We start from the raw sequence: 3,426 nt of genomic DNA on the forward strand, positions 1-3,426 counted from the left end.
GCCTGATCCACCACGGCCATCGCCCGAACCTCCTTGCGCCAGCTCTCCAGGCCACCACCCATCCCGGCGGTAGACCACTGCGGACATCCTGCCCAGCACCATCAATGCTACTCAAATGCCACCATTCAACAACCCCCGACGGCCGTCGTGGTTGCTAGCGCACCAGCAGCCACGACCCGCGGTCGGCTCGTAGGCGGCCTACCGCGCCTTGTTGCACTCGGCATGGGCGGTTGGAGCTCTCAGGGTCAGCCGTCGTGACTTGCCGCAGCGGGCGTAATTCACCGCAGCAGTTGAAGCATCAAGAATGGCGTCCACGAATGGGCACCTCTGTAATGCTGTATCCATGAAGCGGAGCACCGTGATGCAGGTCAAGCTCGATCGACTGGTTGAAGACGAGGACCCCGAAGATGTCGGGTGGTACGCCGAGTGGGGCATCCGCGATGACAGCGCCGGGACCGAGGACAGCGCTGAAGATCTTCGCGAACTGGTAGCTGGCATTGCCTCGGACGTACACCGATGGACGCACCGATATGACGTCACCCTTGAATGGGTAATCGGCGGGGACGCACCGGAGGGGAGCACCGTCGAGAAGGAGATCGCCCGCCTCGGCGTGACTCTACCGAGGAACATCAGCGTCAAATAATTACCCTCGGGCCCGCAGAATGCCGACTCTGCGAACGAGGCTATCGCCAGCCTTTGCGGCCGCGAGACTGCATTGCGTAGCAACCTCGCGCAGCCGGGCCGAACAAGGGTTTCAGCGCAGGAAGGGACGGAGACAGGTGCGCCTTACCAAGATCAAGTTCAGTGGATACAAGAGGCTCCTGGACACTGGCTGCAATGTCGACGCTGACCTGATCTCGTTCGTCGGTCCAAACGAAGCAGGCAAGACCACGGTCCTGGAGGCGCTGGCCTGGCTTACCGAGGGCGGTACACTCGGCCCTCGCAAAGTGAACCGGACAGTGGAAACGACCTTGCGAGGCCCTATTGTCACGGCCGTGTTCGCGCTAGAAGCCTCCGACCTCGAGGCACTTTCCGAAGTCGACACTAACGTCGCGCCACGAACGCTCAGTTTTTCGCGCACTCCCGAGGGTGTTGAGCAAATCAGTTTCGATCCGCCCCTGTCCCGAACAACGGAACTGACGCAATCGGTACTGAAGTCGGTGAGCGACCCTGAGCTGAGCCACCGCATAGAAGACAAGGCCACCGCTACTGCGTTGGCACACGTCATCGAGCTAGCGAGTTCTGAGCGCGAGTGGAAACAGAAGAGTGAGGGTGCCGTCCAAAAGCTAATCGAATGGTTGGAACTACCAATCTCGGCGACAGGCAACGGAGACGAAGCTGCGGATGAGGTCGAGAAGTCAGCCCCGGAGTCCGACCTCGCCGCCGCTCGGTTACTGAAGGACTGGCAAACGCAGATGAGCCAGCCGGAGCCTAATGTAACGGCGGCGGACGCACTTTCTGGACGCATTCCGGCCTTCGTACTGTTCTCTGAGGCGGATCGGAAACTGGGCTTCGAGTACGACCTACGTCGACGCTCGGTGAATCAAGGTGGGAGGAGCCAATACGTCCCCTACGACGATGTAGAGAACCCGGATGGCGGGCTGGTCAATCTACTCAGTCTCGCCAACACCAGCATTCGCCAGTTCTACGAGCTAGTCCACGCCGGGGTGCCCGAGAGAGTGTCGGCGCATGCTCGAAAAACCAACAAGGCACTGAACGAAGCCATCTCGCCACACTGGCGGCAACGTCCTCTTGAAATCCGCGTCGAGGCCAGCGACACCAAGCTGCGCATCGTCGTAGACGAGGGAGAAGACACGGCACGATTCACCGATCGCAGCGACGGTCTGCGCATCTTCGTCGCACTCCTCTCGTTCCTCGCTCAGCACACAACCGACCCGCCGCCAATCCTGCTAATTGACGAGGCCGACATCCATCTGCACTACAACGCGCAGGCGGACCTCATTAACTTTCTCCTCGAACTGCCGTCACGCACCATCTACACCACCCATTCGCCTGGCTGTCTGCCCCTAGATCTGGGCACCGGCATCCGGGTCATCGAGCCCAGCCAGAAAGACCCAACGAGCAAACTGAGAAACAATTTCTGGGACGGTAATCAGCCAGGGTTCATGCCCCTGTTGTTCGCAATGGGAGCGGGCGCCGCGGCGTTCTCTAGCCTGAGAGCCGCCGTATTCACGGAGGGCCCATCAGACATGATGCTCCTGCCCACTTTGCTTCGAGAGGCAACCCAAGAACGCAATCTCGGCTACCAGATTGTGCCTGGCCTCGCGAGCATTCACCCGGGAAGCCTGGGCAATACCGACTACGCGGCAGTGAGAGTCGCCTACCTAGTGGACGGCGACGAGGGTGGTTGCGACCATCAGAAACACCTATTGAAAGCAGGCGTGCCCGAGAACCGGATTCTGCGACTACCTGAAGGCATGGCCACCGAGGACCTAATTGATCCCGACGTCTACCTTGAGGCGGTGAACGGCGTTCTGGCGGATTCTCAGCGCACTGAACAGGTCACTATGGAGCAGATCAAAGACGACCTGGACGCAGGTGTGACCATTGCAAGAGCTGTCGAGATCGCTCTCGGGGGGCCAGATAGTGCACCAGGAAAAGGCGCTGTCGCTGGCAGATTACTTCGGCGGGACGGCTCCCTACCACTGGCGAACATGGCGCGCGAGTATCTTGCCGCACACCACGCAACGTTCATTGAACTACTCGGCGTGAAGCAAAAGCCCTGAACATCAGCTTCAGTTCGTAGTCCTGCCGCTACCACTACGGGTGACCTTGGAGTCAGCGCCGCAGGCGACCAGGATCCTGGGCGCAAGAACCCTTGTCGCGAAGCGTCAACGAATGTGATCGCTCCTCATTTACTTCCGTCATGCATACTGTGGCCCTGCACGAACAGCAATCGCAGTAGGGGGAAGCAATGGCTCAGCAATTTCAGGTGAGATACATCGACGATCTCGATGGAACCGACCTGGGCGAGACGTCGAACACCATCTCTTTTGCCTTCGAAGGCAAGGAATACTCCATTGATCTCAGCGACGACAACGCCGAGGCGTTCCGCGAGGCCGTAGCGCCGTACATCGAGGCCGGCCACCGAGTGACTGGAAGCAAGGCCAAAACTGCGGCCACGTCCGGCAACACCAAAGCGATTCGCGAATGGGCCCGCAACAATGGCTACGACGTCTCCGACCGCGGACGCATTCCCGCCGACGTGGCCGACGCGTACGCAGCAGCCAACTAGGCCACCTGCCCAGCGTCCCCAACAAGCAATCGCCGGACCCGCTCAGGACAACCGTTCCTACAAGCTGTCCTGAGCGGGTAGCGCACCGAAAAGGCGCTCCTGCCAGCATTTATATTAACGCCGATAAGTTACCTTATGTAAAGCTAAGATCTGCGTATTGCATCAGATGA

The 3,426-nt window shown here is 59.7% G+C and carries 3 protein-coding genes; all 3 read left to right on the forward strand.

Annotation, left to right across the window (positions count from 1 at the left end):
• Positions 1-343 precede the first annotated feature (343 nt).
• The 3 genes from HMPREF3086_RS15565 (at position 344) to HMPREF3086_RS15575 (ending at position 3,256) form a co-directional block, all read left to right on the forward strand.
• Positions 344-643 (forward strand): hypothetical protein, encoded by a 300-nt coding sequence (locus tag HMPREF3086_RS15565; RefSeq protein WP_070722813.1) that lies wholly within the window; start codon positions 344-346, stop codon positions 641-643.
• A 136-nt stretch (positions 644-779) separates the two neighbouring features.
• Positions 780-2,747 carry an AAA family ATPase gene (locus tag HMPREF3086_RS15570; RefSeq protein WP_070722814.1) on the forward strand — a complete coding sequence of 656 codons (1,968 nt, stop codon included), beginning with the start codon at positions 780-782 and terminating at the stop codon, positions 2,745-2,747.
• A 188-nt stretch (positions 2,748-2,935) separates the two neighbouring features.
• Entirely contained in the window at positions 2,936-3,256 is a 321-nt protein-coding gene (locus HMPREF3086_RS15575) for a histone-like nucleoid-structuring protein Lsr2 (protein WP_070722816.1), read from the forward strand.
• Positions 3,257-3,426: the final 170 nt, after the last annotated feature.

The organism is Dietzia sp. HMSC21D01, from assembly GCF_001815995.1.
GTDB classification, from domain to species: domain Bacteria; phylum Actinomycetota; class Actinomycetes; order Mycobacteriales; family Mycobacteriaceae; genus Dietzia; species Dietzia cinnamea.